This is a genomic window from Paenibacillus cineris (assembly GCF_018333335.1).
In the GTDB taxonomy this organism is placed as follows: domain Bacteria; phylum Bacillota; class Bacilli; order Paenibacillales; family Paenibacillaceae; genus Paenibacillus_AQ; species Paenibacillus_AQ favisporus.
The window spans coordinates 3,243,280-3,269,257 of record NZ_BORU01000001.1 but is presented as its reverse complement, the minus strand read 5'-3'; the positions used below and the strand labels follow the sequence as shown (position 1 = coordinate 3,269,257).

Sequence of the window (25,978 nt, the reverse complement as noted above, 5' to 3'; positions counted from 1 at the left end):
AAGTCGTGAACAGCCAGCCATGGAAAAGGAGCAGAAGGCGTATGAAAAAAATAAGCATGGTCATTCCACGGGAGCACGGGGGCTGGGCGATGGTCAGCATTCCCTTTATCATCGGCATGATGGCGGCGAACCCCGTTCTTCTGCATCTCCCCTTGTTCCTTGCCTGGCTGTTCCTGTATTTGTCATCCTATCCGCTGCTGCAGGCTTTAAAACAGACGACCAAGCGGACCTGGTGGCTTAAATGGGGTGCAGGTTATGCGGCGGTGGCCCTTATGTGCCTCATTCCGGTGCTGCTTCAGGAGTTATGGCTGTTCTGGTTCGCTCCGGTACTTATCCTGCTTCTCGCCGTAAATATCTGGCATGTGCGGCGAAAGTCCGAGCGGGCGCTGCTGAACGATGTTTGCGCCATTCTGCTGTTCTGCACCGCCGGCGCGGCGGCTTATCTGCTGGGTGGCGGAACATGGGGCGGGGAACTGGCGGAGGTTCTGCTGTACAACTTCCTGTACTTTATGGGAACCGTTTTTTTCGTTAAATCCGTATTTCGTGAGCGGAAAAATAAACGGTGGACCATCTATGCGAAGGTATATCATCTCATCGCGCTGATACTGCCGCTGCTTTTGCTCAGCCCTTGGATGTGCTTGCCATTTGTTTATCCGCTGATCAAGACATGGATTTACTCCGGCAAACCGTTAAAGCCGATGAGGGTAGGCATCATGGAAATTGTCGGTTCCGTGCAATTTGTAATTCTAACGCTGATCCTGCTGTAAGCGAAAAAAGCCGTCCGAAAACGCAGCAGTACCAAATTCATCTAAAATGCCTATTTGTTATGAAGAGCGGCAGACCAGGGCTCGTAAGTCCTAGACTGCCGCTTCTTGTTGCATGGGATTAACCGTAACCTGGCTAGCCGATCTGGTGTTATTGCCCCACAGAAAACTTTTCATGAAATTTCTCATCTAACAGCATAATTTCTGCTCTTTGACTGATAGCATGATCCCCGAGCATGACATCAATGATAAAATCATTGCTCAGCATCTGGCGGTACATCGCAGTAAGATCTTGTTCCGGCATTTCCCCCATGGCCTTCGTTTCGGTCGGTATGACCGGGATTCCGGCCAGCTCGACCAAGCGAAGATTTTGTTTAATATCAGCCGCGATCTTGCTGAGCGTGCGTTCGCTTCTTGCAGTCTCCAGATCGACCACACCCTCGTCCGTATAGAAATGCTTGTTGCCCACGGCAACCGCAGCATGCGAAACATGGAATGCATACATATCGTGTTGAATTTCATAATGCAAACCTGCCGTTTCAAGTATTTCGGCCAATTCTTTGACCCTTTCGCTCGTCTGTCCATTGATTTCACCAAAAATGGTCCCTTGATGTTTTTCCGAGCCGAATTGGGCGTATAGTACATCCTCTTTCATGTCTCCACCTGCCCCGGGAAATCCGGGGAGCAGCCGGTCACCCACGATATCAAGCCAGGATTCATAACTGACGGTGTTGGTCAAAGTGACGATCGTTTGGCTCTGGTTATTTTTGATCGCAGACAGGGCGGATTCGGCTTGATCAAACCGTACCGGAACAAAGATAAAATCGTAAATATCGTCGTCCTCAAGCTTCCCGATCGTCTTGATCGACATTTGTTTTATCGTGCCGTGATCGTTGTAACGCAGCCCGTTCTTTTGAAGGGCTTCGAGCCGTTTTCCCCGAGCTAACAGTGTGACATCCAGACCCGATTGGGCAAACCGGAGCGCGTATATGCTGCCAACGATACCTGCGCCAAATATTAAAAGTCTCTTTTTTATCGTATTCAACAAGATCTACCCTTTCCATGAATTAGTCAGAGATTGCTTAAGCAACATCTGTTGGGTAAGATGATAGTATGGCAAGCTAATGTTTTCAATCGGCAGATGAAGCGGAACGTTGCATAGACAACACATTTTGAAATTTGATGTTTTAACAGGAGGCTGGATATGGTAAATCAGCAGGATCCGAGGGTATTGCGCACACGCCAGTTAATCAGGGAAGCGTTCAGGGAGCTGCTCCGAAAGAAAGATTTTGATTCCATAACCATTAACGATATCGCACAAAGAGCAACGATTAACCGCGCTACCTTCTATGCGCATTATGAAGATAAATACGCTTTGCTGGAAGAAATCACGGAGCAGGCTTTTCGCGATCGAATTCCTGATCAAGTGCTGAATGCACGCGACTTTACGGATGAAATCTGTGACGGGCTGATCATGATGACTTACCACTACATAATGGATTTTTATCAGATATGCAGAATGGATTCCAAACCGATTGCATCGCTCGTCGATGAGAAAATCAAGCAGTTGCTGCAGCAATCCATTGAGAACATTTTACGGAGAGGGAATCTTCATTTTATGAAAGACAGACAAACGAAAATCATCTCGGCGATGACTGCCTCTGCGATTTATGGCGCTGCGCATGCTTGGTTAACGGTGGGAGAGAATGACCGAACCGATTTACTTGTGGGCATTGTTCGCCCCTATGTCATGAACGGCCTGGATCTGCTGAAAGCGCCGTAAGGTTACGCTCTAAACAATCTGATGTTGTATTTAACTAATAACTACTTGAATCATTCGCACTTTTCATTTTGTTGCAAATGCAATAAAAATATTATAATATGGATCAAGAACGATTGATCAGTTGAAAAGGATGAGGAGCTGCCCATGAAAGAAATTCTGCGTGAAATCGGAATGATTGCCAGGGCGTTGGATTCAATTAGCAACATCGAATTTAAGGAATATGACCTGACGAAAGGGCAATATTTGTATCTTGTCCGGATTTGCGAGAGCCCGGGGATCATTCAAGAAAAGTTAGCCGAAATGATTAAGGTAGACCGGACTACCGCAGCCCGTGCCATACAAAAGCTTGAAACAAATGGCTTTATTGAGAAAAAGGCGGACGAGCATAACCGAAAGATCAAAAAACTTTTTCCGACGGAAAAAGGGCAATCGGTGTATCCTTTTATCCAAAGAGAACATGATCATTCGAATCGGGTCGCGTTAGCGGGATTTTCGGAAGAAGAAACAGATACCATTTTTCAACTTCTGCAAAGGGTTAGAAAGAATATCGAAGTGGATTGGGAATACGTCAAAAAGGGGAACAAGAGGGGTTATTGATTTTCGACAAAGGAGCCTTCGACTAACATGACAGTAAGCATAACCAAGTGCAGCCGTGAAGATTTACCGCGGCTCCGGGAAATCAGCATCGAAACATTTACGGACACATTTAAAGACCAGAATTCACCGGAGAATTTGATGGCCTATTTGGAGAAGGCATTTAACGAGGAACAGTTGGAAAAAGAATTGGCTCATAGCTCTTCGGAGTTCTATTTCGTCTATTTCCAAGATGAACTTGCCGGATTATTAAAGGTCAATATGAATGATGCCCAGACCGAACCCATGGGCGATGATTCGCTTGAAATTGAACGGATTTATATTCGAAGCCAGTTTCAAAGAAAAGGGCTTGGCCAATATTTAATCAACCAAGCGATGGATATCGCTAAAACTCACAACAAAAAGAGATTGTGGCTCGGAGTTTGGGAAAAGAACGAGAACGCCATTCACTTTTACAAAAAGATAGGTTTTGTTCAAACCGGTGCGCACTCTTTTTATATGGGTGATGAAGAACAAACGGATTTTATTATGCAAATAGCCTTGGCCTAATGCCAAGGCTATTCTAGATCATTATTCATTAGAGCAGGGAATGCTCTGTTTCGGGAATACGTTCGGCTTGGACAGGTTGGTTCTCTCCAATCGGCCGTAAGTGACGGAACTGGATCGCGACCAAAACGATGATACCAAGCATGATGACTCCACTAATCGCTGCAATCGCGTGAAACCCGCCCATAAAAGCTTTGCTTGCCCCCTCGACGAGCGAAGTACCGGCTTCTACTGTGAGACTTTTTGCTGTCTCGATCGCCCCGGTCAAACTGTCGCGAGAGAGTTGTGCAGAGGATTCCGGGAGGTTGGCAGGGATCGAGCTCGTCACCTGGCTGCGGTATACGACGGTGCCGATGCTGCCCAAAACGGCAATGCCCAGCGCAAACGCAAATTCTCCGCTTGTTTGCAGCATGGCTGCGGCCGATCCTGCCTTTGCCGGCGAGACCGAGCCGATCACCAGATCGCTGGACAGGCTCGGTAATGGAGCAGCACCCAAGTTGAACAGCACATACCCGATGACAAGATAGGTGAGGCCGGAATCACTGCCCACCTGAGTGAGGAACAGACATCCTGCCGCGGAGATCAAAAGGCCTGCTCCGATCAGGCGAGCCGGGCGCACTAGGCGTGCGGCAAGCGGTGAGAGTAACATCCCGGCCATGGAGGCGATGGCTCCGGGGAGCATAAATAACCCTGCTTCAAGCGGAGACAGCCCCTTTACGAATTGCAAATACTGCCCGATATAGAGCATCGTTGCTCCCGTAAATGTGATGCCGAACATGCCTCCAAGCGCGGAGCTGAATCCCCGGTTCGCAAATAGACGCAGATCCAGCAATGGACTGGTCAACCTTTTCTGCCTCGCAATAAAAAATGCGCCAAAGATTAAGCCAGCGAATACAAGCAGTAATGGTACAATTTGCAGGCCGTATTTGGCTATTTGTTTAAGTCCATAGATGACCGGCAAAATAGCAAGCAACGACAACAAAACACTTGTTACATCCAGAGGGCCGGTTTGGGGATGACGATATTCCGGCAGCAGAACGGGTCCGGTAAGGACCAAAATCAACATGATGGGCAAGGAAAGCAGGAATACCGAGCCCCACCAAAAGTGATTTAACAGCATGCCGCCGAAAACCGGACCAAGCGCCATGCCGCCCATGGAGCACATCATCCATATGCCGATGGCGAGAGAGCGCTGCTTGGGATTGCGGAACATACTGCTGATTAAAGCTAAAGTCGAAGGCGCGACCGTTGACCCGGCGATTCCCAGCAGCGCACGTGCTCCAATCAAAGTCCAGGCGTTTGGAGCAAAGGCAGCTAATAAGGACGCTGCCGCAAAAGAGATTCCGCCGATCATCAGCAGCTTCCTGCGGCCGATCCGGTCTCCCAGCGACCCCATCGTGATTAGAAATCCGGAGAGCATAAATCCGTAGATGTCGATGATCCATAATTGCTGAGCGCTATCTGCGCCCAGGTCGGCGCTGATATGCGGCAGCGCGAGAATCATCACGGAGAGATCAATCGAGACCAGAAGGGCGGGCAGAGCCAGTACGGCAAGTCCGATCCATTCCTTTAGGCCGGCGTTCAGCTCATTGCTGTATGATGTGCTGCTCATTTTGAACCCACTCCTCGTCTTGCATCCTTAAAAAACGGTGTGCTGTGTTGAAGTTGCCGTTTCGTCATCATCATCGATCTCCCTTTATATTTTTTTGCCGGCAATTGAATCTTAGGACATGACGCTGCGTAAGGTTCAAGGAGAAATTTTACATCTGAGTACCAGCTATGAAACGGGTCTGATGATGAGAATACGTTCTGAGGTAACGCTACAAGTATTTTACTTGAATCACAACAACCAGGGGGACAAAAGGATTAGGCCCAGAACTACCCTGATTTAGGACTATAATGACTTGAATGAGCATGGATTCAGGTTAAACTACAATAGAACGATCCATTCCTTGCCGGAAGTCCATTAAACAGCTGCTCTATATTATGGAGGTTGGCAGGTAGGAAACTGATTTCATTCATACAGACAACATAACATCAATTTTATGGAGGTGTCCGTGTATGAAGTGGAGGTTTACGGAAAGGATGGCAGCAATAACCCAGATTTGGAGGAGCAGCAAACGTCTGACTTTATTTATCGCTATTCTTCTCTGCGCATCCATGCTGGTGCCTGTTGCAGCCAGTGCAGCATATTACAACACGTATTCCACCGTCGCCACGCTGGGCAATGCCAATGATTGCTATGCCGCTCAGGGATTTGCCGTGGGATCAACCTACGTCTATTCTGTAAAAGTCAATGGCGACAACAATAAAGCGGTCATTTATCGCACCAAAATGAGTGACGGCACCACAACGCTCATGACCAACGGGGATAACGGATCTTCTTACGCAACCTATCTCGGCCATGCCAATGATGTCGTTCTCAGCTCCAACGACGGCAATTATTATATGTTCGTCGTCACCATGAACGCTGGCAGTATGAGTCTCGTGAAACTGAAATATGTAGGAACGACTTACTACAAAGTAGGCAATTACACTATTAAATACGATGGTGCAGACAAGGCGATGTCGGGTGTGAAAATTACGAGCAAAGACGCGAGCAACATAAACTTTTTATTCAAATCCGGACGAGCCTTGTACAGAGGTTCGCTGCCGCTAACCGCAACCAGTGGAACGATCAATGTAACGAATAGCTTCTCTCTGAATATTGAAGATGCCAAGGTCAACGGCAGCACGATATCCAATATCACTTCGTATGCTTTCCAAGGCTTCGGTTATTATAACAACACGATCTATGTTCCGATGACTTATAAAAACGTCAGCATTGTGCTCGTTTATCGTAATATTTCTACGGCTTCGGGTACCATCCAGGCGGATCCCAATCTATCGTTCCGCGTGACGTCTTCGGCATTTCCTGACCTGTTTGAAATTGAGGGTGTCGGAGTGGCGAACGGAGATAAGCTATGGTTCAGCACCAACCGAAGAACCGAACCTGGCGATACAGCGCATGACGGCGTGCACTATTTTAACGATTTCAGCGCTTCCTGATGGAGAGCTGTCCACCTTTAGACCATTCTTCGTGAAAAAAAGAACCGCACATGGAGCTCTGCTCCCGTGCGGTTCTTTCGTTTGCCCTTACAAGGTGCTGAACACGATATTACGCAGCTTGCGTGTAATTGGCATCGTGCCGCCATCTTTTTTCTGGATCATAAACAAGATCGTCAGTCCGTCCCGTGGGCTGTTGCTGAAGTAAGCCCCCAGCCAGCCGTCCCAGCCGTATTCGCCCGGGCTGCCGATAAATCCGGCTTTTCCGGGATCGGTCATGATGCGCATCTGGTTACCATAGCTGTGGCCGCGCAAGGTGTGCCACGTATCGAAGCCTTTTTGCTGCCACTCGGTTAATGCCGCCGACGTCATATATTGAACCGTTCTTGGCTTTAACAGTTGAACACCGTTGAAGCTGCCTTGATTCATCAGCATCGTCGTGAATTTGGCAGCATCGTCAATCGTGGATGCCAAGCCGGCTCCGCCGGACTCGTATGCAGGATCACTGTCCAGTTGATGGGCGATGCCAAGATGGCTGTGCGAGTACAGCTTTAAGCCGCCTTCACCATCATCCTGATAGGTTTTCACAAGACGGTCTCTTTTTGCTTCAGGCAGCCAGAATCCGGTATCCTTCATGCCCAGCGGCTCAAATATTTCCTTTTTCAAAAATTGTCCGTACCGCATACCGCTCACCGCTTCTACAACCGCACCAAGCACATCGGCCGACGTTCCGTACTGCCAGTACGAGCCCGGCTCGAACGAAAGCGGGATCTGGCCCAGGCGGTTCGCGAACTCCAGTGTGCTCATCGGGTTATCACCGTTCAACCGGCTGCCCAGCTCCTGGAACAATGCATCCGTTTGCTGTCCGCCTTGGTTGGTTCCGCCGTATACTAATCCAGATGTCATATTCAATAAATCGTGAATGTTGACTTCCCGCCTGGCCGGAACCAGTTCGCCGTTTTTCTCAACCTGCTGGTTTTTGAAACCCGGAATGTAACGGCTTACAGGATCGAACAAATCGATAGCCCCACGCTCCAGCAGCATCATGATGGAGGTGGAAGTCACCGGCTTCGTCATCGAATATAACCGGAAAATCGAATCCCTTGTTATCGGGCGCCCCGACTCAAGGTCAGCTAATCCGTCTTCATGGTAAAAAACTTCGTTTCCGTCCTTGAGCACCATGAAGTTCGCGCCTGCGATCTCCTTGTTATCAATACTTGCTTTCAGCGTATTTTTCAATAACTTGGTAATGTTTGGTTCCAGCATGCCTCTGAGGACTCCTTCTCGAATAAGTTCACTGCAACGATTGCGGATTTGAAACAACTTGCTATTGAAAATATTAAGCGCTTTTGGAGCGGTTGTATAGTGCCGAGTTCAAAGCAATCTGCAAAAAGGACCCGATTTTAAGTTCGGATGAAGTAACAGGGTATGAAAACAAGGTCAGGCGCTCATGTTATGGATGGAGGTGAGCGTCATGACTGGAAGAAACAACAAGCCGAAAAACGATGGCCCTGCATCTTCGCCAGAACGGCTGGATCAATTTGGAGAGAAGCTGGCTGAAACCGGGGGAAATCAACCGATGAATCCAGGCAAGAAGAGTGGCAAGAACTGCTGAGTGAAGCAGTACCGCAAAAAAACGGCTTCCGTAAAGCGGAGCCGTTTTTCTTTCCTGCATGTTGATTCGCTAAATACACGACATCAGAGGTGACATGATTTTCGGAAAAAGCTAAGGTTACTATCCAAAGCGCCTATAAGGCGGATGCCGTTGCCAGGTCAATTGCCCCGACATAGGAATAAGCAGATGAGTACAGCTTACTCCATGACCGAGGATGGTGGACATATAATGACACAAAAGCGGAATACAGCCGGTACCCCATTGACCGGAAGAATCGTGGTACCTGGCAATCCGTCTTACAATGCGGCCAGAATGGAATACAACAGGCGCTTTTCCAAGTTTCCACGGATCATCGTGTTTTGCCAACGAACGCAGGATGTTATCAACGCAGTCAAATGGGCTCGTGAGCGGGGCGTACGGTTTAGAGTCCGCAGCGGGAGGCACAGCTATGAAGGATTTTCGTCTGTTAATGGCGGGTTAATTATCGATGTAAGCGAAATGAATAGCGTGAAGGTGGATCGCAAAAACATGGTGGCCCGCATACAAACAGGCAATCCACTTGCCCGTGTATACAGAAAACTGTGGAACAAGCGCGTAACCCTGCCGGGTGGAACGGCGCCAGATGTGGGCATTGCAGGGCTTACCCTGGGAGGCGGAATCGGGCTGCTCTCGCGAAAGTATGGACTTACCTGCGATAACCTGAAACAGGTGAAGATGGTTGTGGCTTCAGGACGGCGCGGGGCGAAGCCGATCATCGCCAACGAGAAGAAACATTCCGATCTGCTCTGGGCATCACGAGGGGGCGGGGGAGGGAACTTTGGGATTGCTACCGAATATACGTTTCGGGTAAGGCCCATCGAGAACGTCACCATCTACAGCATCACCTGGAAATGGCGCGATCTGAAGAAGGTATTCTCGGCTTGGCAGCGCTGGGCTCCTGCGGTTACGAACCGCTTAACTTCAACCATCGAGGTCGCTGCGAAACAGGTGGGGACCATCGTGTCTACCGGACAGCTGCTGGGAAGCGCGGAAGAACTGCGGCGATTAATCCAACCTTTGCTGCAAACAGGAACCCCGGTAAAGGTGATGGTAAGGACAGTCCCTTTTATCGGAGCGACCCAATTTTTTGCCCAAGGGGATCTCAACCTGGAGCCGAAGTTTAAAATTACCGGAGCATTCGGGTTTAAGCCGCTGCCTCGCAAAGGCGTACGGGTGATTCGTGATTTTCTGTCCAATGCGCCTAATCAGCACGCTACTGTGTGGTGTCAAAGCTTAGGGGGGGCAGGAAGTGCGGTAAGCCGGATATCCCCAACTGCGACGGCCTATCCACATCGGAAGGCAGAGACGGTCTACGAGCTGTCGGCAAGATGGAGGAACGACGGCGAGCAGCAGCGGAATATCCAGTGGGTGACAAGATTCCGCAAAGCGTTACGTCCCTTTGTCAAAGGGGATTACGTAAACTTCCCCGATCTGCAAATCAAAAACTGGCCCAAGGCGTATTATGGAGTGAATGTTAACAGACTGAAGCGGGTCAAGCGGAAATATGCCCCCCATAACGTATTCCGTTTTGCCCAAAGTATCCCGGTAGGGAAGAAGTCCCGCGGTCAAACTGAACACACTCGATAATGTTGAAACAAATAAAGATCGCTCCCCATCATGAGAGGAACGATCTTTTTGATTTGTTTATCTTGTGATGAGATATGCAATAGCGGTTCTACCACTCGGCTACGCTTCCGTCCTTGTGGCGCCACAGCGGATTTTGCCATTGATGGCCTATTTTCGCCATTTCGCGCACCTTTTCTTCGTTAATCTCGATCCCTAAGCCTGGGCCGTCCGGGATTTTAACGTAACCGTTTTCATAATGGAAAACAGCGGGATCGATCAAATAATCAAGCAGATCATTTCCTTGATTGTAGTGGATGCCTAAGCTCTGCTCCTGGATGAAGGCATTGTGTGCGGTGGCATCGACCTGTAAGCAGGCGGCCAGTGCAATCGGACCTAACGGACAATGCGGAGCAGCCGCGATATCGTAGGCTTCCGCCATGCTGATGATTTTCTTGCATTCCGTGATGCCTCCGGCATGGGATAAATCAGGCTGAATGATATCCACGTAACCGCCGGACAGCAGATGCTTAAAATCCCATCTTGAGAACATCCGCTCTCCCGTCGCAATCGGAGTGGAGGTTAACGATGCGATCTCTTTTAATGCCTCATTATGTTCAGGTAACACAGGTTCCTCTAAAAACATGGGTCGAAACACTTCGAGCTCTTTAGCCAGTACTTTTGCCATGGGCTTATGTACGCGGCCGTGAAAATCGATTCCGATTCCGATGTGGTTCCCGACAGCGGTCCGAATCGCCGCTACGTTTTCCAACACTTTCTCAACCTTGTCAAAGGAATCGATGTATTGCAATTCTTCAGTTGCATTCATTTTGACGGCTTGAAAACCTTTTTTCACACACTCCAGCGCCATTTGTGCCGTTTCGCTTGGGCGATCCCCGCCGATCCAGGAATACACTTTCATCGAGTCCCGGCAAGCGCCTCCGATCAACTGATAGACAGGTGCATGATAGAACTTTCCTTTAATATCCCACAGTGCCTGGTCTATGCCGGCAATCGCACTCATCAGGATCGGGCCGCCGCGGTAGAATCCGGCACGGTACATCACATTCCAGTGATCCTCAATGCGCAAAGGGTCCTTGCCGATTAAATAAGTCATCAGCTCCTCGACCGCCGTTTTTACCGTTGCGGCTTTCCCTTCAATAACAGGCTCTCCCCAACCCGCAATGCCCTCATCCGTTTCGACTTTTAAAAATAACCAGCGTGGTGGTACAAGGAATAATTCGTAACCTGTAATTTTCATTCGTAACCCACCTTATTTCATATTTTTAATGAGCCGCAAAAGATTGCTTTACGTTATCAGATCATCTCACCTCGCATCATGTCATTCCTGTTAGAGTCGAAATCTGCAAATTACGCTGCGATGAACTTGGCTGTATACCAAGAGTATACTAAAAAGTCCGCAAAAAGCGGTCTTTTTTTAATTAGCATTTCGAACAAGAGGGAGCGCGCTGGCAGACTCACGCCCCTGACTATGGTGCAAAAACTTCTACCTGCCTCAATCCCTCGCTGATATAAGCTGCGCGGTACTCTTTTGGCGGCGTTCCCGTTAACTGCTTGAACAGCTTAGAGAAATAATGAACCGACGAGAAGCCGTATTTCTCGGAAATTTCCGTGATGCTCAAATGGGAGAACCGCAGATCATCTTTGGCACGGTTAATCCGGAAATGGTTCATATATTGCGTGGGTGATAAGCCGGTGGCCTGATGGAATTTTTCGAAAAAATAGCCGCGGCTGATGTGAAGCTCCCGGAAATACACTTCCAGCGGCTTCACGCTGCCGGTCATCAAATCCTGATCCAGCCGTTCTAAAAGATGAAGCATTCTCGGATCGGGGATATTGTTCTCCCTGAGAGCGAAGTTGAGGAAGTACTCCATGAACTGCTGAAAATTGGATTGAATCTTCAGGCCCCGATAATAGGTTCGCTCGTTTATGTATTCATTGTTATTAAAAAAAGTCTCAAACCCATCCATCCAGATTCGCAGCTTGCTTACCATCATCAATTCGGGAATCGGCACAGGAAACGCAGGCCCAATGAGCGAAGGCTGCAGTTGAGAAAGGTCGAAACAGATCATGTTGGGCGTCGAGAAGGCTTCTCTGCGATCGATATACATCCAATCAAAATAGCAGCAATAGTGAACCATTGGCTCTTCCAAATCTGCATACCAGTCGTGAAGCAAACCGGGAGGCATATAAACAAGAGAACCGGGAACGACCGGGTGGTCTTCTCCCCGAAAGCGAATGATGCCCTTACCCTCGCTGATCAGATAGAGCGAAGAAGCGTAGCAAGTACGCGACAGGCTGTTCTGGCCTCTGGAAAATGGATATAGGCAGGCATGGTAGACGTAAGGATGAAGATTGGCAAAATCCATTACAGACCATCTCCTTTTCTCCGAAAATAGGCATGACGATTGTATAAAAGATATACGTTTCTGTAAATACGCAGCCTACAGAACTTGATACAATTTTTAAGAGATTTATCATTTAACCCTGAAGATGAAGGATGACGAATGCATAGAGTTTTAGGAGCGTGACAGGAATGGCGAAAATCAAAGAAATATTGTGTTTGCACCATAGTCACCTGGATATCGGCTACACGCATCCCCAGCCGTTACTGCTGGAGCTGCAGAAAGACTATATTGATGAAGCAATCCGGCTGTGTCTTCAATCGGAGCATGAGTCCGAGGACTCAAAATTCCGCTGGACCTGCGAGGCCACGTATCCCGTGATGCAGTGGCTGGAGACAGCCGCCTCTGAGCAAATTTCCGATTTCCGCAGATTGCTGCACAATGGACAGATCAGTATAGCTGCACTTCCGATGCATACGACGCCGCTTGTACATACGGATCAGCTTGCACGAATGCTTCAGCCGGTTCGCGAGCTGCGGGAGCGATTTGGCGTCTCCATTAAAACGGCAATAAATCATGATGTCAACGGGCAGCCATGGCCGCTCAGCCAGGTATTGCTCGATGCGGGAATCGAGTTTTATATTACAGGGATTAACGTCCATTTCGGGGGCATACCGCTGCCACGTCCTGCCGTGTTTAACTGGACAACCCCCGACAACCGCCAGCTGCTGACGTTCCTGGGCGAGCATTATTCTCTGTTCAGCCAGTTTTTCCACACGAGTCAGGATGATACCCAGCTGATGGCGCAAGGGATTAGGGACTATATCGACCGTTTGGAGGGAGGGGACTATCCATACGATTTCGTGTACTTAACGGCTACCAATCCGCCGCTGTATGACAATAACTGCCCGGACCCGAACCTGCTGTCGCTGATCCGCCGATACAATGCAGAAGGACATGACCAGAAGGTGATTTTCGCGACCCCGGAGATGCTTCTGGAGCGGGTTCGACAGGTGCCGAAAGAACAAATCGAGACTCATTCGGGCGATTGGACAGACTACTGGAATTTCGGTGCGGGAAGTTCCGCGAAAGAAACTCAGATCGTTCGCCAAACGAAGCAAAATCTGAAGAAGGCGGATTTTCTTGAAGCGATCCAAGGGGCGCCAAACCTGCAGTACACGAAAGCGAAAACCGAGGCATGGGAGCAGGCGCTGCTGTATGATGAGCATACCTGGGGTTCTTGGGGCTCGGTTAACCTTCCTGACCATCCGCTTTCGATTTCGATGCAGCTGCACAAGAGGGTGACGGCGTACAAATCGGCAGACCTGTCTGCTTACGTGTATGCCAAACAAATGGAAACGGTTGCAGCGAACCCGCTGCAATCCGATGAGCCTGGCGGCGTTATGCTGGTCAACACCTCAAGTGAAACGCAGTATGCGGAGGTCAAGGTCCCTCAATATTACCTCGGCAGCGGTCGTCATTTAGCCGCTTCGCGCGTCATGGATTTCTTGCCGTACATGCAGGAGGTACAGAGCTATAAATCGTATGGAACGGTAGAGATGGCGCCATTTTCGTGGAAAAAGATCCCGTTTGCCAGGCTAGAAGCCCGGCTGACCGTCTCGTCCAACCGTATTTCGGTCACGGAAGGGATGATCGAAACGCCATTTTACCGGATGACATTCAACCCTGTCAGCGGAAGAATTGTGCAGTTATTCGATAAGATACATCAGTGGCCTATGCTCGACGAAAAGAGCCCATGGACGTTATTTGAGTTTGTTCAGGAGTCGATCGACGGACGCCACAATCCTGAGCATCGAAGCACCTTGTTCCCGCGGGATGTCGACAAAGGGAATCGCAGCATATCCGTCTGGAATCATGAATGGAAAGCAAAGCGTGCCGGTGCCAACCGGCTGCAAGCTTATTCGGTCGAACAAACCAGTGATTCGGTGACGTATGTCTTGCAGCTTGAAGCGCCGGGGGTTTCCCGGCTGGAACAGCGGATTACCTTTTCTGCCATCCATCCCCGGATCTGTCTTTCCGCGTCCATGAATAAATCGGATATAAGGACGCCTGAGTCGATCTATTTCGCCTTTCCGCTGCAGATGGATCAAGGCTGGCGCGCCCATTATGATACAGCCGGCTTGTTAGTCGAACTAGACAGGGAGCAGCTTGGCACCGCTTGCCGGGACTGGGTGACCGTTGACCAGACGGTATCCATCTATGATCAGCAGAAGGGGATCACCTTAGCTTGTCCCGATGCACCGCTCGTTCAAATCGGCGATTTTCATTTCGGCAAGGAGAGTAAGCAGATCGACCGCCAGGAAAATCCGCTGCTGCTTGCATGGGCCATGAACAATTATTGGGATACCAACTTCTGGGCCAGTCAACCTGGAGAGATCGTTTTGCATTATGAGCTAAGTCCGTTCGGGCAATTTGATCCCGTTGAGGCATATCGTGCGGGCATAGCCGCTGCGGATCCTATAGCCATGAATGCGGCGGTGATGTGTGATCGGGAGGAAGAAGGGCAGTGGTTTAGCCAGTCAAGCGGTACAGTCGTCCTGCTATACGTGAAACCGGCTGTGGATGGGAATGGGTTTATTCTGACCCTGCGAAATGCCGGAACCGAGCCGTCCGAGTATACCTTTAGCGTAATGGATAGAGAAGTCGAGGCTGCCTGCTTGGTTAATCCGCTGGAGGAAGTGGTTCGCCAGATTCCAAGCAGCGGTAAAGATGCACAAATGATCATGCAGCCAGGGGAATTAGCCTATTTGAAGGTTATTCTTAAGTAAGTCTATACGAGGCTTTATCTTAAAAAGAAAACGTTAAACCAAAAAGCCTTAACCCTTGTGAGAGGGTTAAGGCTTTGTTTAAGAGATCAGAAAGTATAAGTTTCGGAGCTTCTGCTTCCTGATCTCGCAAGAAAAACTTCCTCTAGACGCGGTCTGTCTTCTTTGAAGGTACGTCGATAGACGTTTTTCTTATTCATCAAGCAAGTCTCATCTTGAAATCCTGATAGCCGAACTCGCGCACGACACGGCAGCTGCCGTCTTTCTCCTGCACGGCGATGGCTGGCAGCGGCATGCCGTTGAAGGTATTCGTTTTGACCATGGAGTAGATCGCCATGTCCTCGAATACCAATCGGTCGCCGCTCTGAAGCGGCTGATCGAAGGAGTAGTCTCCGATGACGTCGCCCGTAAGGCAGGTCGGACCGCCGAGCCGGTAGGTGTACGGCTTCTCACCGGCTTCGCCTGAACCGATCAGCGGCGGACGGTACGGCATTTCCAGCACATCCGGCATATGGCAGGTGGCTGAGGTGTCCACGATGGCGATCTCGATGCCGTTGCGATGGATATCCAGCACGGAAGTGACCATATAGCCCGCATTCAGCGCGATGGCTTCTCCGGGTTCGAGGTAGACTTCCAAGCCGTATTTGGATTGCATTCGAGTAATACAAGCCTCGAGTCTCGGAATATCGTAGTCGTCTCTCGTGATGTGGTGTCCTCCGCCGAAATTGATCCATTCCATTTGCGGCAGCCATTGTCCAAACTTATCTTCGACCGCATTCAGCGTGGTTTCCAAATCGTCGGAGTTCTGCTGGCACAGGGTATGGAAGTGCAGTCCCGTAACACCTTCAAGCAGTTCCGGCTGGAAATCCTCCCGCTTCACGCCGAATCTTGACCCCGGGGAACAGGGATCGTAGATTTCATGTCCCACTTGCGTCGAGCATTCCGGATTGATGCGAATGCCAACTTTTCTGCCGGCTGCAAGAGCTTTATCCTTATACTTTGCCAGCTGGGAGAAGGAGTTGAAAATGATATGGTCGCAAATGGAAACAATTTCGTCGATCTCATCTTCACGGTAAGCGGGGGCAAAGACATGATTCTCTTTGCCCATTTCCTCATGGCCCAGCCGTGCCTCGAATAATCCGCTGGCGGTCGTACCGCTTAAGTATTTTCCGATAAGCGGGTACATCTCGGTCATGGAAAAAGCCTTTTGCGCAAGCACGATCTTGGCTCCCGTACGCTGCATGACACCGTTCAAAATGTTCAGGTTTTTCTCAATGAGTTCTTCACTGACTACAAAACAGGGTGTAGGTAACTCCTCGAACCGCATCTTAACGAACAAGCTCCGGCTCTCTTGCTTCTTCAGGCAAGGCGTCAACCAGCACTGGGTTAAAGTCTTCTACCCATGGCAGTCCCCATTTGTTCAGCTCTTCCATGAATGGATCCGGATCGAACTCTTCGACGTTGTATACGCCCGGTTTGTTCCATTTGCCGGTGAGGACCATCGCAGCGCCGATCATGGCAGGAACGCCAGTTGTATAAGAAATTGCTTGGGAGCCGACTTCTTTGTAGCACTCTTGGTGGTCGCAAACGTTGTAGACATAGTAAGTTTTATCTTGGCCGTCTTTTTTCCCTTTGAAAATACAGCCGATGTTGGTTTTGCCCACGGTACGAGGTCCGAGGGAAGCCGGGTCCGGAAGCACGGCCTTCAGGAATTGCAGCGGAATGATTTGTTTTCCTTCGAATTCGATCGGTTCGATGGAGGTCATTCCTACGTTTTCAAGCGCCTTGAGGTGCATCAGGTAGCTTTGGCCGAATGTCATGAAGAAGCGGATGCGCTTCAGTCCAGGGATGTTTTGCGCAAGGGATTCCAGCTCCTCATGGTACAGCAGGTACATATCCTTTTGGCCGACTTCAGCGAAGTTATACTCGCGTTTGATTTCCATCGGCTTCGTTTCGATCCATTCCCCGTTTTCCCAGTAGCGGCCGTTAGCGGACACTTCACGGATGTTGATCTCCGGGTTGAAGTTGGTGGCGAAAGGATAGCCGTGATCTCCGCCGTTGCAATCCAGAATGTCGATGTATTCAATTTCGTCAAAATAGTGCTTGAGCGCGTAAGCCGAGAATACGCCGGTAACACCTGGGTCGAATCCGCTGCCGAGCAGAGCTGTAATACCTGCTTGTTCGAAGCGCTCGCGGTATTCCCATTGCCATTTATATTCAAATTTCGCCGTATCTTCCGGCTCATAGTTAGCCGTATCCATGTAGTGTGTTTTGGTTGCCAGGCAAGCATCCATGATCGTCAGATCTTGGTAAGGAAGGGCCAGGTTCATTACGATATCTGGCTTCACTTCGTTAATCAGAGCGATCAGCTCATCCACGTTGTTGGCATCGACCTGTGCGGTCGTAATTTTGGTTTTTCCACCGTCAAGTTTTGCTTTCAGTTCATCGCATTTGGACTTGGTACGGCTGGCAATGCAGATTTCTTCGAAGACATCGCTGTTTTGAACGCATTTATGAACTGCTACAGATGCTACGCCACCGGCGCCGATGATTAGTGCTTTTCCCATTTTTCAATCAATCTCCTCATCCAATTCAATTTTTTCTGTAAAAACGGCAACAAAAAAGCAAGCGAAACACGCACCATGCGCATCACACTTGCTTGATATAGTCAAATAATAAGAAATTCCAATAAGCATGACCGGACAAACCCCTAGTGTGCTTATCAGTCAGCCATAAAACGTTACGTTTCATGGAAGGGCTCTTAATATTCAAATATACTTTGTTAGGATCAGAGTCTATATAGCAAATAATTACTTTTACCACTCTTATTGACCGTTTCACAAGTTGTGTGCGTCAGCACTGGTTATAAAGTTACCAACTTATAAAATTTGAGCTTTTAACTCAATCAATAAGGCAACGAAAGTTGCCAGTCGGCATTTGACCCGGCTGTCCGTATGGCCTTAACTTCCCGAGGGGAAGTGGTCAAAGTTTATCTGCTTGGAAAGATCCTAATATATCCGAATATTTCGCTTTCCAAAATTTACGCTTCTCCATAATAGCAGGATAGGCAATATTGAGCAAGAGGAAATTTAAAACAAATGAGATCGTTTTACACTGGACAAGCTCTGAACGATGTGTATGAGCGTTGAGAATGAGCAAATCAGAAGAAATTCTTACTCCTAATAAGTGTTAATATTGTGGTGACACAAACGTATCGAAGGGGATGAAAACATGGCGAAAAAACATGAGGAAGAGCGTAACCCTGACCAAGGATTTCTGTCACTGCTCGCTTCACCGGCAAGAAACGCACTGCAGCATCACGGGATCACTTCATTGGAAGAACTCTCCAAATATACGGAAAAAGAGATTTTAAAAATTCACGGAATGGGGCCGAAATCTTTACCCATCCTTAGAACCGCTTTAGAAGAAAATGGACTGTCATTCAAAAGTTGAGAAAGTCCCTGGATCGGAGGCAGCGGTGTGGAACCTGCTTATCTGCTGAAATATGAATATTTAAAACGCGTCCCGGTAACGGCAGGGAATTTTCAATCCCACGATCACTATGAAATCTTTTATTTCCATGAGGGCAAAGGGCAGTATTTGATCGGCGACAAAATTCATGTTCTCAAACCAGGCACGCTCATCGTGATGCATGGTTTGACTCTCCATATGCCTAAGAGCTTTGAAGGACATCCCTATGTGCGGACGCTTCTGAATTTTGATCCCGGTTACTTTCGAGCTGCATCCGAGCATGTATTCTCGATCAATCCCCTGCAGCCTTTCGAAAGACTTCGAAACTACAAAGTTCAGCTCAGCATGGAGGAGCAGGGTGAATTCGAAGAAATGCTGCGTAAATTGAACCGCTTATATTCCGCACCGGATGCCGTCTCCCATGAGCGGTTTCGGGTCTTGTGTCTGGATGCGCTTTTTTTCATTTGCCAAGTGCTGATGAAGCCGGTGACAGAAGAAGCCGGTTTCCCGTCCGAAAAAGAGCAGCACGTTCAGAACGCGTTGTCCTATATCGAAAAACATTATATGACCGATATTCGTCTCGACCAATTGCAAGAGAACCTGCATATCAACAAGTATTATTTGGTGCGCATTTTTCAAGAAGTGACGGGGATGACGATATTTCATTACATTTACAGAAGACGGATCAATCAGGCCAAAATCCTGTTTCTGCTCGACCCGGAGAAATCGGTGACGGATATTTGTTATGAAACGGGCTTTAAAAATCATTCCCATTTCAGCAAGGTATTCAAGCAATGGGAGGGTAAAACACCGACGCAGTACAGACGCTTGGTAAAAAGTCAATTTTAGAACATTTAGGATATCAACCTGGTCAACCGGGAAGTACCTTCAGCTTCTCGCCGCCTGCTACACTAATCCATATCGACAGTTAAGCCTAGTCGCTGCGAATTTAAGGAGAGGTGATGCAAGAGTGCTGGTACTAACCGGTTTTGCCGATGAAATTTCCGATCGTTTGGAGGAACAGCTCGACGTGCTCGTGTCCGAAGGCATTTCCTATTTGGAGCTCCGGAGCGTGTATGGTAAAAATGTACTGGAATTGACCGATGAAGAATTGGTCCGATTGAAATCTGCATTAAGCAAAACAAGTATTCGCGTGTCCTCCATTGGCTCGCCAATCGGTAAATACCCGATTCAAGACCCCTTTGCCCCCGAACTTGAGAAATTGAAGCGCGCATCGGATATCGCCAAACAATTGGATGCCCGCTATATTCGCGTATTTTCTTATTACATCCCCGACAATGAAGAACCGGAGAACTACCGCGGCGAAGTGCTCTCCCGTATGAAGATGTTGACCACAATAGCTGAGGAGGAACATATTACGCTGCTGATGGAAAATGATAGCGGCGTTTACGGAGATACCGATGAGCGCTGCTTGAGCATTCTGCAGCATTGTGACTCTCCTTGTCTGAGACTTGCCTTTGATCCCGGCAATTTTGTCATGAACCGGGTGATGCCGATGAGTGAGGCGTACCCGCAGCTGTCAACTTACCTCGAATATATACATATCAAGGATGCAGACCAACAGTCGCGCATGTTTGTCCCGGCAGGCGAAGGAGACGGCGAGTTTTCAGCGTTTGTTAAAGCACTGAAGGAGAGAAGCTTTTCCGGATTTTTATCCATCGAGCCTCATCTGCACCGTGCATTCCCGGAACAAGAAGGACCCGAGCGATTTAGAATAGCGGCACAAGCCTTAAAAAGGCTGCTGTTAAATGAAGGCTTGGCTTGGTCGTAATCGTACCGAATACTCAAAGGAGAGGGGCTATAAGCATGAGCGTGCAGAAAGTGAAGCTTGCATTGGTCGGTTTAGGAAACATCGGAAGAACGCATATCCATAATATAAAGTCGATGGAGCAAATTGAGCTTGTAGGCGTGTGTGATACGGTTCAAGAGCGGGCGGACAGGTTTGCTGCCGAATGCAGCACAACGGCCTATTACAGTCATTTGGAGCTGTTCGAGCAATCCGGGCTCGAGGCGGTCATTATAGCGGTGCCGCATTACAGCCACCCGGCCATTGCAAGTGATGCGTTCGAACGCGGAATCCATGTGCTCTGCGAGAAGCCCTTGGCCGTTCATGTCAATGACGCCAAGCTCACCATCGATGCTTATGCCGAGGCCAAGAAGAAGTTTCCGGATCTGGTGTTCGGCATGATGTTCCAGGAACGGACGCTTCCCTATTATAAAAAAATCAAGGAAGTGGTTGGCAGCGGTGAACTGGGGCAGCTGACGAGAGCCACTTGGATCAATACCGCTTGGTTCCGTTCACAGTCCTATTACGACAGCGGTGATTGGCGGGCGACCTGGGCGGGGGAGGGAGGCGGCATCCTGACCAATCAATGCCCGCACAATCTCGACTTCTATCAATGGGTTTTCGGGATCCCGGCAAGAATCAGCGGACATGCCCATATTGGCAAGTACCACCACATTGAAGTGGAAGACGAAGTCACCGCTTATTTCGAGCATGATAACGGCATGATCGGGCATTTTATCGTGACGACTGCGGAGTCACCGGGCGTGAATCGTCTGGAGATCGTCGGGGAGAACGGAAGACTTCTGTACGAAAACAATAAGCTTCGGATCTACCGCAATCATATTTCTATGCTGAAGCATCTGCGCGAAACGCAGGACGGGTTCGGGAACGTGGAGTATGAAGAAGAGGAAATCGAAGTGGATACAAGCGTGGAAACAGGGCATAAGGTGGTCACAGAAAAGTTCATTCGAAAAATAAGCACAGGGAAAGGCGAGCTGATTGCGGAAGGGACGGAAGGGATCCGGTCGGTCACCATCGCCAACGGAATCATGCTCTCATCGTTCACCAAGCAAATGGTAGCCGTGCCATTTGACGCGGATCAATACGAGGAGCTGCTTCAAGAGCTGATTTCGACTTCCAAGTTTCAAAAGTCCGTGTCCAAAGAGCTGAAAACGGATATGACGCAGTCATTTTCCAAATAAGCGAACCTTTTGCAGAATGAATTAGACTAGTGCGCGTTAAAACCAGCAGCAGTCGGCGCAGTGTTTTGATGGTATTTCCTCGACAACGATATGTTCATGTCCGGCAGCGCTGGGCATGAACATATATTGCTGTAAAGGACCGACAGCATAAAGCTATTGTACCGTTTTCTTCTTGAAAATTTCATGCAGTCCAAGCATCGCCGCCCCCAAAGCAGACCCGTACTCTTTCCAGTGGAATACGACGATCGGGGTGTCCCCATAGGGGGAGTGGTCGGCTTCGTGAATCGCATGTACGAGACGGTTGAAAAATGCCGCATTGTCAGTAATCCAGCCGCCCAGAATCATTTTTTGCGGGTTGAGCATTTCCAGCATTTTTCCGCAATAATCGGCAATATCACGGATAATGAGCTCTCCTTGGTCACTGAAGGGCTGGACGCCGGCGAGAACCAGGTCCATAAAGGCATGAACCGTTGCTTCCGGCGACATGGATCCGAACTCCTCCGGATGGTTCGCGCGAAGTCTTTCCGCAAGGATAGGCGTGCAATACGGAGAGAGGTGAGTGGTTCGTCCTGCCGCTCCGCTGGAGCCGTGATAAATCTCCCCGTTCAGGACAAGTCCAGCTCCTGTGCCTTGGCCGATCAGCAGAAAAATAATGGTATGCTCATTTTTGGCGGCTCCGCTGAATCGTTCGGCAAAGCCGGCAGCGTCCAAATCATTAGTCAGCAGTACTGGAATCGAGAGTTCTTGCTCCAACGCTTGACGCATAGGGAACTGTTCCAGCTGCAAATATTTAGAAGAGATGACGATGCTTTGCGTCTCATCGAGTCTCCCCGGCAGGGAAATGCCGATGCGTCTGATGAGCTCATGGGGAATCCGCTGCTTATGGATGAATTGCTGCAGCTGTTTCACCAGTGAAGTTCGAATTTGGTCCTGGCCGCGCACCGATTCCAGGCTTTGGCTGGCTACCAGCTGACCGTTTAAGTCGAGCAGCACGCAATGCGCCGGCGAGCTTGAAATATCCACGCCAATGACATATCCGCCGTCAGCGCGAATATTCAGCAGGGTCATTTTTCGACCGACGCCTTTACCGGCCATACCAGTCTCGTGCACAAGCTGTTCGCGGATGAGCTCCTCGATCAGCACGGAAACGGTCGTTGGGCTCAGCTTGGTTTTTCGCGATAATTCGACACGGGATATCGGTCCATGCTCAAAAATCATATGCAGCAGTGTCGATACGTTGATCTCCCGCAGCATCTGCTGATTTCCTACTTTATTCGTCATCGCATTCTCCTACTTTCGGAAGTTATGATTGGCCGAGTCCCCGTCAGGACAGGAGTGCTGACCCTGGCGGCTAGGCTGAAAGAGGGCATAGGAACGGGAGTGTAGCCTATTCTTGTGTCAATGCGATTATAGAAAAATGTCCATTATGCTGTCAACGAGTCCCAGTCAAGGCGGGGCGGTGGAAGGAATGGTAAATAAAATAAAAAAACACATTGACAGGGCTGTAAAGGCGTCCCTATAATGATCACAAACGTGCCCCAAGGAGGCGTATTTTTTTCGTTAATTAATTCGTCCGGTGGAAAAATTAATCGAAGTGGAGGAGGATGCCGAGTTCAATCTTTGAGAATCCCGCTAGGCGTGCAGCAGTCATTTATTCCGAGGAGGGGTATTACTATGACATCCCGGTTGGACCGCACAGTTCTCAAAAAGGCCAAAAAATACAAAATCCTGTACTTGATGATTCTCCCCGGTATTGTCTACTTGCTCATCAATAACTATATTCCCATGTTTGGCATCATCATCGCTTTTAAGGAAATCGACTTCTCCAAAGGGGTCTTCGGCGGGGATTGGATAGGTTTTCGAAACTTCGAGTATCTCTTCAAGACGTCCGAAGCCTACATCATCACCCGGAACACCATCCTCTACAACGTTGTATTCATCATACTCAATCTTGTCTTCGCCGTTGCGCTGGCCATATTGCTGGCCGAAGTGAAACAGCGGTTTTTAAAGCGATTTTACCAAAGTGCCATTTTGCTGCCCTATCTTATCTCAACGGTCATTGTCGGTTACCTGGTATTTTCGTTATTAAGCATGGAAACAGGCTTCATGAACAAATCGGTCCTTCCTTTTCTCGGACTGGATCCCGTCATGTGGTATACGGAACCGAAATATTGGCCGGTCATCCTCACCATCGTCAAGCTGTGGCACAGCGTCGGCTATTTGTGCATCATGTACTTTGCCGCCATCGTCGGCATCGACCAAGAGTATTATGAGGCCGCCACCTTGGATGGGGCAGGGAAGTTCAAGCAAATTTTTCACATCACCCTGCCGTCCCTTACCCCCGTCATCACCATCATGACTTTAATGCAGATCGGGCGGATTTTCTATGCGGACTTCGGTCTGTTCTACCAAGTGACGCTTGACTCCGGGCCGCTGCTGCCAACAACCAATGTGCTGGATACATACGTATATCGGGCGCTGCTCAAGAGCGGGGACATCGGAATGGCTTCCGCCGCAGGCTTCTACCAATCCGTGATTGGCTTCGCGCTGATCCTCATTTCCAACTTTGTTGTGAAGAAGATAAACCCCGATAACTCATTGTTCTAATAAGGAGGCGAAGTCCTTGAGAAGAACACGGATTGAACAAGTCGTTATCCATTTTATTTTCTGGTTGATTGTCGCGTTTTGCCTGGTGCCGTTTCTGCTGCTTATTACGGCCTCGTTCACCGATGAGGATGCGATCATCCGGGAAGGCTACTCGTTTTTTCCCAGTGAATGGAGCCTGGATAGTTATGTATTCATTTTTCAAAAATCGGGGGAGATTTTGAATTCTTACGGCATCTCCGTCGTTGTGACTATTTTAGGTACACTTGCCAGTCTGGTCCTGATGACTTTGCTCGCTTATCCGCTGTCAAAGAAGGATTTACCGCTGCGCAATTTCTTTTCATTTATCGTCTTCTTCACGATGCTCTTCAACGGAGGACTTGTACCGACTTATTTAATCTACTCGAATGTTTTTCATATTACCAATACCTTGCTTGCGCTGATCGTCCCGGGTCTTCTGGTCAGTGCCTTCTATGTTATTTTGCTGCGGACGTTTTTTACCGTATCGGTTCCGGAAGCGGTACTCGAGTCGGCGAACATGGATGGAGCAGGGGAATTTCGGATATTCGTGCAAATGGCGCTGCCGCTGTCTCTTCCCGTGCTGGCAACGGTCGGACTATTTCAGGTCATTAATTATTGGAACGACTGGTTTAACGGACTCATTTACATTTCAGACTCCAGGCTGTACAGCATTCAGGTGCTTCTGAATACCATTTTGCTGAACGTACAATATTTGCTGGATAATGTAGACTATTCTTCAAGGGTGGACGGCAGTTCCATCCCGACCCAAGGCGTCCGTCTGGCTATTGCCGTCATCGGCGCGCTGCCGATTGTGTTAACGTATCCGTTCTTTCAGAGATTTTTCGTTAAAGGGCTGACCGTCGGGGCGGTTAAAGGATGATTTCCCTGCAGCATGTTAAGGAGGTGATGAAGAGCTGCCAGAGGTTGCAGGACGTGGTTACAAAAAAAAGAAACCAAATCAGGGAGGCTAATCCATGAAAATCAGCATTGGCGGTTTTTCTTTTTTCAATATGATCCGGGAAGGGAAGATGGATACGTTCGGGTACCTGGAATCTTCCAAGTACAGATACCATCTCGATACCGTTGATTTGTGGAACGGGACCTTTGAAGGGGTTAAGGACGACATTTTTTCACTGCCTGATGAAGCTTATATTCAACGTCTGGCCGAAGCGATACGGGAAAAAGAAATGACGATTATCAACATCGCGGTGGACGGGGCGCATTTATGGGATGCAGATCCAGACAAGCGCAGCAGGCTTTATGAAAACGCTGTCGCCTACCTATCCATTGCTGAGAAGCTTGGAGCGCGAACCATTCGCATCGATGCGGGAGATCAAAGCTCGGCGCCCGGGACGGAAGAGCAGTTCGAATATGTTGTGAACAAGTTCGAAGCGTTGAGCCGGAGAGCGGCTGACCTTGGTCTCATCGTCGGGCCTGAAAATCATATGGGAACTTCCAAAGATCCAAAATACTTAAAAAAAGTGGCCGAAGCCGTCAATCACCCGAACTTTGGCATACTGCTCCATATGGGCCGGTGGGATACGGATGAAGACATTGGCGACACGTTGGTCGCGCCGTGGGTCTATCATACGCATTTTGACGGCAAGACGGTAGGATCACCAAAGGGCGAACACATGGTGAAGACACTGCTGGATGCCGGCTATGACGGATACTGGGGCATCGAGTACAACGCGCCGGACAATCAATACGCAGAGATGGAATGGGCAATCGCTTCCGTGAAGCGGATGTTGAGCCGTTTAAATTAAAAAAAG

Annotated in this window: 23 protein-coding genes; 15 read left to right on the top strand and 8 right to left on the bottom strand. The window is 49.0% G+C overall.

Annotated features, from left to right (window positions below):
- Positions 1 to 41: 41 nt before the first annotated feature.
- Entirely contained in the window at positions 42 to 767 is a 726-nt protein-coding gene (locus KI379_RS15205; RefSeq protein ID WP_212984083.1) for a YwiC-like family protein, read from the top strand.
- A 148-nt stretch (positions 768 to 915) separates the two neighbouring features.
- Here KI379_RS15205 and KI379_RS15200 read toward each other — a convergent pair whose 3' ends face one another.
- Positions 916 to 1,809 (bottom strand): ketopantoate reductase family protein, encoded by an 894-nt coding sequence (locus KI379_RS15200; RefSeq protein ID WP_212984082.1) that lies wholly within the window; start codon positions 1,807 to 1,809, stop codon positions 916 to 918.
- A gap of 159 nt (positions 1,810 to 1,968) precedes the next feature.
- Here KI379_RS15200 and KI379_RS15195 point away from each other — a divergent pair, with 159 nt between their 5' ends.
- The 3 genes from KI379_RS15195 to KI379_RS15185 all read left to right on the top strand — a co-directional run bounded on the left by KI379_RS15195 (position 1,969) and on the right by KI379_RS15185 (position 3,690).
- Positions 1,969 to 2,547, top strand: coding sequence for a TetR/AcrR family transcriptional regulator (locus KI379_RS15195; RefSeq protein WP_212984081.1), 579 nt, complete (start codon positions 1,969 to 1,971; stop codon positions 2,545 to 2,547).
- A gap of 144 nt (positions 2,548 to 2,691) precedes the next feature.
- Positions 2,692 to 3,144 (top strand): MarR family winged helix-turn-helix transcriptional regulator, encoded by a 453-nt coding sequence (locus KI379_RS15190; RefSeq protein WP_089547684.1) that lies wholly within the window; start codon positions 2,692 to 2,694, stop codon positions 3,142 to 3,144.
- Between the two features lie 27 nt (positions 3,145 to 3,171).
- Positions 3,172 to 3,690 carry a GNAT family N-acetyltransferase gene (locus KI379_RS15185; RefSeq protein ID WP_212984080.1) on the top strand — a complete coding sequence of 173 codons (519 nt, stop codon included), beginning with the start codon at positions 3,172 to 3,174 and terminating at the stop codon, positions 3,688 to 3,690.
- A gap of 28 nt (positions 3,691 to 3,718) precedes the next feature.
- Here the strand turns inward: KI379_RS15185 and KI379_RS15180 are convergent, their stop codons facing one another.
- Positions 3,719 to 5,299, bottom strand: a complete 1,581-nt coding sequence (locus KI379_RS15180) for an MFS transporter (protein ID WP_212984079.1) — start codon at positions 5,297 to 5,299, stop codon at positions 3,719 to 3,721.
- 473 nt (positions 5,300 to 5,772) lie between these two features.
- Between KI379_RS15180 and KI379_RS15175 the strand changes: the two genes are divergently transcribed.
- Complete coding sequence (locus KI379_RS15175; protein ID WP_212984078.1) at positions 5,773 to 6,735, top strand: hypothetical protein; 963 nt, start codon at positions 5,773 to 5,775, stop codon at positions 6,733 to 6,735.
- 87 nt (positions 6,736 to 6,822) lie between these two features.
- On the opposite strand, the gene KI379_RS15170 is transcribed toward KI379_RS15175, so the two are convergent.
- A complete protein-coding gene (locus KI379_RS15170) occupies positions 6,823 to 7,998 on the bottom strand; it encodes a serine hydrolase domain-containing protein (protein WP_212984077.1) in 1,176 nt (391 codons plus the stop codon).
- Positions 7,999 to 8,206: 208 nt separating this feature from the next.
- On the opposite strand from KI379_RS15170, the gene KI379_RS15165 reads away from it, so the two are divergent.
- Both KI379_RS15165 and KI379_RS15160 read left to right on the top strand, forming a co-directional pair.
- The gene (locus KI379_RS15165) at positions 8,207 to 8,347 is read left to right on the top strand and encodes a hypothetical protein (protein ID WP_163875666.1); all 141 of its coding nucleotides are present in this window, start codon (positions 8,207 to 8,209) and stop codon (positions 8,345 to 8,347) included.
- Between the two features lie 228 nt (positions 8,348 to 8,575).
- Positions 8,576 to 9,973, top strand: a complete 1,398-nt coding sequence (locus KI379_RS15160) for an FAD-binding oxidoreductase (RefSeq protein ID WP_212984076.1) — start codon at positions 8,576 to 8,578, stop codon at positions 9,971 to 9,973.
- 88 nt (positions 9,974 to 10,061) lie between these two features.
- Here the strand turns inward: KI379_RS15160 and dgoD are convergent, their stop codons facing one another.
- Positions 10,062 to 11,210 (bottom strand): galactonate dehydratase, encoded by a 1,149-nt coding sequence (gene dgoD / locus KI379_RS15155; protein ID WP_076164573.1) that lies wholly within the window; start codon positions 11,208 to 11,210, stop codon positions 10,062 to 10,064.
- 229 nt (positions 11,211 to 11,439) lie between these two features.
- Positions 11,440 to 12,339, bottom strand: coding sequence for a helix-turn-helix transcriptional regulator (locus tag KI379_RS15150; RefSeq protein WP_212984075.1), 900 nt, complete (start codon positions 12,337 to 12,339; stop codon positions 11,440 to 11,442).
- 167 nt (positions 12,340 to 12,506) lie between these two features.
- Here KI379_RS15150 and KI379_RS15145 point away from each other — a divergent pair, with 167 nt between their 5' ends.
- On the top strand, positions 12,507 to 15,104 hold the full coding sequence (locus tag KI379_RS15145) for a hypothetical protein (RefSeq protein ID WP_212984074.1): 2,598 nt from the start codon (positions 12,507 to 12,509) through the stop codon (positions 15,102 to 15,104).
- A 196-nt stretch (positions 15,105 to 15,300) separates the two neighbouring features.
- Here the strand turns inward: KI379_RS15145 and nspC are convergent, their stop codons facing one another.
- Positions 15,301 to 16,428 (bottom strand): carboxynorspermidine decarboxylase, encoded by a 1,128-nt coding sequence (nspC, locus tag KI379_RS15140; RefSeq protein WP_076169227.1) that lies wholly within the window; start codon positions 16,426 to 16,428, stop codon positions 15,301 to 15,303.
- Between the two features lies 1 nt (position 16,429).
- The gene (locus KI379_RS15135; RefSeq protein ID WP_076164580.1) at positions 16,430 to 17,668 is read right to left on the bottom strand and encodes a saccharopine dehydrogenase family protein; all 1,239 of its coding nucleotides are present in this window, start codon (positions 17,666 to 17,668) and stop codon (positions 16,430 to 16,432) included.
- A gap of 664 nt (positions 17,669 to 18,332) precedes the next feature.
- Between KI379_RS15135 and KI379_RS15130 the strand changes: the two genes are divergently transcribed.
- From KI379_RS15130 to KI379_RS15115, 4 genes are all read left to right on the top strand, one after another.
- Positions 18,333 to 18,554, top strand: a complete 222-nt coding sequence (locus KI379_RS15130; RefSeq protein ID WP_076164582.1) for a DNA-directed RNA polymerase subunit alpha C-terminal domain-containing protein — start codon at positions 18,333 to 18,335, stop codon at positions 18,552 to 18,554.
- 27 nt (positions 18,555 to 18,581) lie between these two features.
- Entirely contained in the window at positions 18,582 to 19,421 is an 840-nt protein-coding gene (locus tag KI379_RS15125; protein ID WP_212984073.1) for a helix-turn-helix transcriptional regulator, read from the top strand.
- A gap of 121 nt (positions 19,422 to 19,542) precedes the next feature.
- On the top strand, positions 19,543 to 20,364 hold the full coding sequence (locus tag KI379_RS15120) for a sugar phosphate isomerase/epimerase family protein (RefSeq protein WP_212984072.1): 822 nt from the start codon (positions 19,543 to 19,545) through the stop codon (positions 20,362 to 20,364).
- A 35-nt stretch (positions 20,365 to 20,399) separates the two neighbouring features.
- On the top strand, positions 20,400 to 21,581 hold the full coding sequence (locus KI379_RS15115; RefSeq protein ID WP_212984071.1) for a Gfo/Idh/MocA family protein: 1,182 nt from the start codon (positions 20,400 to 20,402) through the stop codon (positions 21,579 to 21,581).
- Between the two features lie 153 nt (positions 21,582 to 21,734).
- Here the strand turns inward: KI379_RS15115 and KI379_RS15110 are convergent, their stop codons facing one another.
- A complete protein-coding gene (locus tag KI379_RS15110; RefSeq protein WP_212984070.1) occupies positions 21,735 to 22,862 on the bottom strand; it encodes an ROK family transcriptional regulator in 1,128 nt (375 codons plus the stop codon).
- Positions 22,863 to 23,255: 393 nt separating this feature from the next.
- Here KI379_RS15110 and KI379_RS15105 point away from each other — a divergent pair, with 393 nt between their 5' ends.
- The 3 genes from KI379_RS15105 (at position 23,256) to KI379_RS15095 (ending at position 25,972) form a co-directional block, all read left to right on the top strand.
- On the top strand, positions 23,256 to 24,188 hold the full coding sequence (locus KI379_RS15105; protein WP_244879303.1) for an ABC transporter permease: 933 nt from the start codon (positions 23,256 to 23,258) through the stop codon (positions 24,186 to 24,188).
- Positions 24,189 to 24,204: 16 nt separating this feature from the next.
- Entirely contained in the window at positions 24,205 to 25,086 is an 882-nt protein-coding gene (locus KI379_RS15100; protein WP_089547672.1) for a carbohydrate ABC transporter permease, read from the top strand.
- Positions 25,087 to 25,180: 94 nt separating this feature from the next.
- On the top strand, positions 25,181 to 25,972 hold the full coding sequence (locus tag KI379_RS15095; RefSeq protein WP_212984069.1) for a sugar phosphate isomerase/epimerase family protein: 792 nt from the start codon (positions 25,181 to 25,183) through the stop codon (positions 25,970 to 25,972).
- Positions 25,973 to 25,978: the final 6 nt, after the last annotated feature.